At 61.3% G+C, this 6,377-nt stretch carries 4 protein-coding genes; 3 read left to right on the top strand and 1 reads right to left on the bottom strand.

Going from position 1 to position 6,377, the window contains the following annotated elements; genetic code table 11:
* Window positions 1-18: 18 nt before the first annotated feature.
* Entirely contained in the window at window positions 19-654 is a 636-nt protein-coding gene (locus ACNPN0_RS14545) for a TetR/AcrR family transcriptional regulator (RefSeq protein ID WP_448938392.1), read from the bottom strand.
* Between the two features lie 100 nt (window positions 655-754).
* Here ACNPN0_RS14545 and ACNPN0_RS14540 point away from each other — a divergent pair, with 100 nt between their 5' ends.
* The 3 genes from ACNPN0_RS14540 to ACNPN0_RS14530 are packed head-to-tail and all read left to right on the top strand — an operon-like array spanning window position 755 to window position 6,295.
* Window positions 755-3,469 carry a family 78 glycoside hydrolase catalytic domain gene (locus ACNPN0_RS14540; RefSeq protein ID WP_448938393.1) on the top strand — a complete coding sequence of 905 codons (2,715 nt, stop codon included), beginning with the start codon at window positions 755-757 and terminating at the stop codon, window positions 3,467-3,469.
* Between the two features lie 43 nt (window positions 3,470-3,512).
* Complete coding sequence (locus ACNPN0_RS14535) at window positions 3,513-4,790, top strand: MFS transporter (protein WP_448938394.1); 1,278 nt, start codon at window positions 3,513-3,515, stop codon at window positions 4,788-4,790.
* Between the two features lie 2 nt (window positions 4,791-4,792).
* A complete protein-coding gene (locus ACNPN0_RS14530) occupies window positions 4,793-6,295 on the top strand; it encodes a family 43 glycosylhydrolase (protein WP_448938395.1) in 1,503 nt (500 codons plus the stop codon).
* The last annotated feature ends 82 nt before the right edge of the window (window positions 6,296-6,377 follow it).

The following is a 6,377-nucleotide window of genomic DNA, read 5'->3' as shown; positions in this document are numbered from 1 at the left end:
GACGGGGCAGCGGCGTATTCAGGCCAGCGAAACTCGTTCTGGGGGTTCACGCAAGATGGACGGTGCCAGCCGTTCAAGATAAGCCCTCGATTGCCCCACCAAATCCAGGGTTCCCTCCGAAAGCACGAACTGCAGTTGCAGCCCATCGCTGACTGCAATGCATTCTCGCGCGAGGGCCCGGTAGTCCAGATCCTCGCGCAGCGCGCCACTATGGACCTCTGCCATGAAGAATTCCGCGATCTCATGCGAGATGCGGGTGTATCTTTCCTGGAATAGCGCGTGGGCCGGGTTGCTCGGATCAGCGGCCTCGGCGGAAATCAGGACAAAGAGCTCGATCAGCCAGGGCTGCGAGGCGAAGAGCCCGCTCAGGCTCAGCAAGAGCCGCAGCGTCCTGGTCCCATCCAGTTCTCCCGTTGCCGCGTCGGCAATGCTCTGGGAGATGTCAAAACGGCGTTCTGCAATAGCCAGCAGCAAGTGCTGCTTGGTAGGAAAATGATGCGTCAAGCCGGGCGTCGTGATGCCTACGTCGCGCGCAATTTCCGCTAGTGACGTGCGCGAATACCCTGACGAACTGAACCTCTCGGACGCTGCTTCCAAAATGCGCTCACGCCGTTCAAGACCGACCGTGTAACTGCCGCGTTTGCTTCGTGCCATGGCTCCAGCTTAGCTTCCAATTTAAAACCTTGCACATAAGGTTTTCGTCCTCTAGTGTTGGATGCGTCGTGGATCACACGACTGGATGAAGGAGTATTCCATGGCAAAAAGAAGCTGCCACACCTTGCGCGTCGAGCACCTTGAGCGTCCGCTGATGCTTGATCCGATCAGCCCGAGGTTCTCGTGGATGGTGGAGCATCCGCAGGATTCATACCGGCTCACGGTGCGTGATGGCAACGGAACCCTGGCGTGGGATTCCGGCCTCGTGGACAGCGGCCAGACGACGCTGGTCGAGTACCGCGGAGTGCCGCTGGAACACGATGCCGACTACCTCTGGACCGTGCACAGCTTCTCGGGAACCGCGGTGCATACGGCGGAATCGCATTTCGCCACGGCACCCGATCTTTCCGCTTGGGAAGCCGAATGGATTGAACCGGCCCAGGAGCCAACCCACCGCGAAGAGCATTCATTCATGGACTGGATCAGGGGCGGGGCCGAGACGTCCCCGGCTGATCAGCGGCTGCGCCCGGCGCAGCTGGTGCGCCAAGACCTGCACATCCGCCCATCGCTGGCCAGGGCGCGGCTCTTTGCCACCGCCCATGGGGTGTACACCGCATGGATCAACGGCCAACAGGTGTCCGACGAGGTGCTGGCACCGGGGTTCGACAGCTACCGGCACCGGCTGAGCGTGCAGGGCTACGATGTGCTGGGCATGCTGCGCTCCGGCACCAATACCCTGGGCTTCGCAGTAGCCGATGGCTGGTGGGCAGGACGCATTGGACTGACCGGCACCAGTGCCCAGTTCGGCGACCGGCTGGCACTGACCTGGCAGCTGCATCTGGGCTTCGCCGACGGAAGCACCCAGGTGATCACCTCCGATTCCTCTGCTTTCAGCGCCACCGGGCCATGGAACTATTCCGACTTGTTCATCGGGGAGAGCTATGATGCACGCCGGGCCGATGAGTCCTGGATGCTGCCTGGATTCGAGCGGCCCGAGTGGACCCCGGTGCGCCTGCTCGGGGTGGATGCCTCGGCGCTGGTGCCCTTCCGCGGTGAACCGGTCCGCCGGGTGGCCCAGCTGCCGGTAGCCTCCATTGACCACCGCGCCGACGGGGTGCTCTTGGACTTCGGGCAGGTGATTGCCGGGCGGTTGAGGTTGAAGCTGCGTGGCCAGCAGCGAGGCCAGCGCATCACCATCGAGCACACCGAGACCCTTGATGCCCAGGGGGAATGGTTCCAGAACATCGCCGGGATGAACAAGGAGCAGACGGACCACTATATCTGCGCGGGGGAGGCAGAGGAGGAATGGGAACCGGAGTTCACCTTCCACGGCTTCCGCTACGTCCGCGTCAACGGCATCGGCCAGCTGGATCTCCAGGATGCAACAGCGGTGGTGCTCTCCAGCGACTTGGAACTGGCCGGTGGTTTCAGGACCTCGGATGAGCGGTTGAACCGGCTGCACCAGAATGTGGTGTGGAGCCAGCGTGCCAACTTCTTATCCATTCCCACCGACTGCCCGCAACGCGAGAGGGCCGGATGGAGCGGGGATATCCAGGTATTCGCCGGCGCCGCAGCCAATAACGCCGGAGTGTATACCTTCTTATCGCGCTGGCTGGAAAACCTGCGGGCAGATCAATTGCCGGACGGCCGGATTCCCATTCTGTCACCGCGCTCGGAGCATGATGCGCAGAGCGCGTTGGAATCCCCGGGGCTGGGAGCCATTGTGGCGGCCGCCGGGTGGAGCGACGCGGTGGCAATTCTCCCGTGGAAGCTCTACGAGAGCTACGGGGACCCCCGGGTGCTGGAAGAGAACTATTCGGCGGTGGGCCGCTGGATCGAGTACCAGGCCGCGGAGGCAGAACGCGGGCTTCCCCGTGGCCTGGAGGATCTGAAGCTGGGCCCTGAACGACTGGCGCGCCAGCGACTGCTCTACAATTCCGGTCCGCACTTTGGCGATTGGCTGACACCCTCGACGCTGGAAGGCGACGAGCCATTGCACGAGGCAATGGACCTCGCACCGAAACTGACCTCCGAGCTCGTGGCCCCGATGTTCCAGATCCACACCTTGGATCTGGCCGCGCGGATGGCCGAAGTTCTCGGCCACAGTGCCCACGCCGCCCAGTACTCCCAGCGTGCCGGAGAGGTTCGTTCCGCGTTTCTCGCCGAATATCTGGGAGAAGATGCCACGCTGCCAGTGGCGCTGCAGGGAATGTACGCCTTGGCCCTGGGCCTGGACATCCTGCCGGAATCGAAGCGACTTCGCGCCGGAGAGCATTTGGCGGCCCTGGTCAGGGCTCGCGGGCAACGGCTGGATACCGGCTTCTTGTCGACCCCGTTCCTCTTGGATGCCCTATGGGATACCGGACATCAGGATCTGGCTCGCGAAGTGTTGTGGCAAAAGCAGGCTCCGTCGTGGCTCTACGCGGTGGACCATGGCGCCACCACCATCTGGGAAGCCTGGGATGCAGTGGATCGTTCGGGGCAGCCACGCCATGTTTCCATGAATCACTATGCCTTTGGCTGCGTCGACGACTGGCTGTACCGCAAGGTGGCCGGGTTGACGCCAATGGCTCCAGGGTGGCGGGAAGCACGCATCGAACCGGATCTCTCCTGCGGCCTGGACCATGCCGAGGCCTGGATCCAGACCCCCTTCGGACGGCTTGCCGTCAACTGGAAGCTGGAACATGGCCACCTGTCAGTCACCACCGTGGTGCCCTTTGGGCTCAACGCGGTCCTGAGCCTTCCCGGGCAACAGGCCACGCTGGCACCGGGAACCAGCGTGCATCACCTAGACCTGTTTGCCACGGCTCAATAGGCACTACTGCTCAACACCCAATTACGTTCAAAGGAGAACAACGATGGCATCCACACTCGCAACCAACCAGGATGATCAACTGGCAGTCCGGGGAAAACCCAAGCTCGGGTTCTTGATCCTTCTGCTCTTCGCCGTGGCCTCGGCCAATGGAGCCCAGCTTTCGAACGCCATTTTGACGCTGTCATTGAAGTCCAGCGTCATCAGCTCGACTGCGGCAACAACCGTATTGTCCATTGCCGTAGGCGTCGGCAGCATCTTCGCGCTAGTAGGGTATCCGCTGCTGGGCCGGCTCAGCGATCGGACGCTGAGCAGGTTTGGACGGCGCAAGCCCTACTTGCTCGCAGGGGCCGTGCTGCTGCTGGCCGGCGCGGCGGCCACCCTGGCCGCTTCGGGCGTCGTGGCATTGGCTGCCGGCTATGCGCTGACGACCCTGGGCGCGGTGTGCGCACTGGTGGCCTGCACCGCGCTGGTCCCGGATCAGGTCGCGCCGGAATTCCGGGGCCCGGCTTCGGCGATGCTGGGCCTAGGCGCTCCGCTGGGGGCAGTGCTGGGCATCTTCCTTGCACAACTGGTCCAGCCGAACCTGGCCGCCATGTTGTTCCTTCCGGCCGGTGTTGCCTCACTGGCCTTGCTGCTGCTGGCCGCAAGGATTTCGGACCAGGCGATTTCCCGCGAAGAGAGGCCGTCATTCTCCCTGGCCGAATTCGCCGGGACCTTCTGGGTCAACCCCCTGCGCCATCAGGGATTCGGCTGGGCCTGGATCAGCAGATTGCTGATCTTTTTCGGAGTTGCAGCGGTCAACGCCTATCAGGCGTTCTACCTGATCATGGTGCATCACATGAATCCTGCCACCGTGGGCACGGCGATCCTCGTGGCATCGCTGATCACCACTCCCATCTCGATGATCTTCGCCCCGCTTTTTGGCAAGCTGTCCGATAAGACCGGGCGGCGAAAGCCATTCGTACTCGGTGCCGCCTTGGTCTTCGCCATCGGGCTTGGTCTGGTGGCCATGGCCACGACGTATCCGATGTTCCTGATTGCCATTGCTGTCGTCGGACTGGGACAGGGAGTCTACTTCGCTGTCGACTACGCCTTGATCATGGAAGTCCTTCCCGACCAGGACAACCCGGCCAAGGACCTGGGCATCATGAACCTGGCTAGCTCGCTGCCATCCTCGCTGGTTCCCGCAGTCGCCCCAATGCTCTTGCTGATTGGCTCTAGTGCCGCGAATCCGCAGAACTTCACTGCGCTCTTCCTGGCCGGCGCGGCCTGCGCCGTGATTGGTGCACTGGCCATCCTGCCGATCAAGACGGTGAAATAGTAATGCCCTACAGCAACCCGGTGATCACCGGGCATGCCCCGGATCCAAGTATTGTGCGTGTGGGGGAGGATTATTATCTGGCCACTAGCAGCTTCAACAAGTTGCCGGGCATCCCGATCCACCATTCGCGCGACCTGGTCAATTGGACGGTGATTGGTTACGCCGTGACTCGCCCGGCACAATACCGGCGTGATGGTACGGACGGACCAATTGAACTTTTCGCTCCGACGCTGCGTTATCACGACGGTACGTTCTTTCTGGTAACCACCAACGCACATCCGGGCCAAGGGAATTTCCTGGTTACCGCCACCGATCCAGCCGGCCAGTGGTCGGATGCCATCTGGTTGGACCAAGAAGGATTTGACCCGTCTTTGTTCCGGGACAGTGATGGCCGCTGGTACTACAGCCGCAGGAGTTTTGATCCGGATTCCCGGGACGAAGCCCTAGGCCCGATCGTGACGGCCCGGATTGATTTACAAACGGGTGAGTTGGGAGACTTTGTGCCGGCGATATCCGGGGCCGGTGGTTTTGTCACCAATGATATAGAAGGTCCGCATATCTTCAAGCGTCACCAGTGGTACTACCTCACAGCCGCCGAGGGTAGCAGTTGGAAAGGGCACATGCAGACTTTGGGGCGTAGTACGTCGCCGTGGGGACCTTTTGAGCCATGCCCACACAACCCGATTATGACCCACCGTGACCGGGTGGGTCACTGCATTCAGTCTTTGGGGCATGCGGACTTTGTTGAAGCCGTCGACGGAACGTGGTGGGTGGTAGCCCTGGGAACCCGCCATGCACCTTTGGCGCAGCATCACAACATCGGCCGTGAAACCTTCCTGCTTCCCGTGACATGGACCGATGACGGGTGGCCGGTCGTAAGTGAGGCGGGAACCACGGAGCTTCTAGTCGAGCAGGATACTCCGGGAACTCTGGGTCAGGATGACGTGGTGGATGCCGAACATTGGCTCGGATTGAAGTGGCCCGTTCCGTGCACGGTGGCAGGTGGTGAAGTTTTGCTGACCGGTGGAAGTTTCCCCGATGCGGGCCGCGACGCCGGTTTGATCTTGCGTCCGCAACAAGACAATGATCAGTGGTTTACTGCTGAATTGACGCAGCTTCCAGAAGGCTCACTGGCCGGGGTGGGAATATATCTGGATAAAAGCCACTTTGCCTATGCGGCGGTTGAGTTGGTGCAGGGACGACGGCAAGTTCGTTTCCGCGTCAGTCTTGATGGATTGGAACATGAACAGCTCATGCCGTTGGACGGCGCGGGGAATATCGTCTTTGGCCTTGAAGCGCGTCCAGATAAATACTACTTCAAGGTTGACGGCGAACCGGTTGGAGAGGTCGCTGCGAGGCTACTCTCGGCTGAAGCAGCCGAGTGGTTTGTCGCCGCGCATCTGATGCTGGTTCACGTTGGTGAAGGCGAAGCGCATTTTACCCGTGTTGATTCCCAATTACTTGAACCCAAGGAGTCTGCAGTGTTACCCGCGTTTTTGCTTTGAAATGCAAGATGTTTTGCCCCAGGGTTTGTATAACCCGGTTGATCGAGTCCTAGAGAGATGGAGCGGGTAGTGAAGGGCGGGG

This window comes from Glutamicibacter sp. AGC84 (assembly GCF_053543575.1).
The sequence above is the reverse complement of the archived record's forward strand: the minus strand, read 5'-3'. Positions and strand labels throughout refer to the sequence as shown.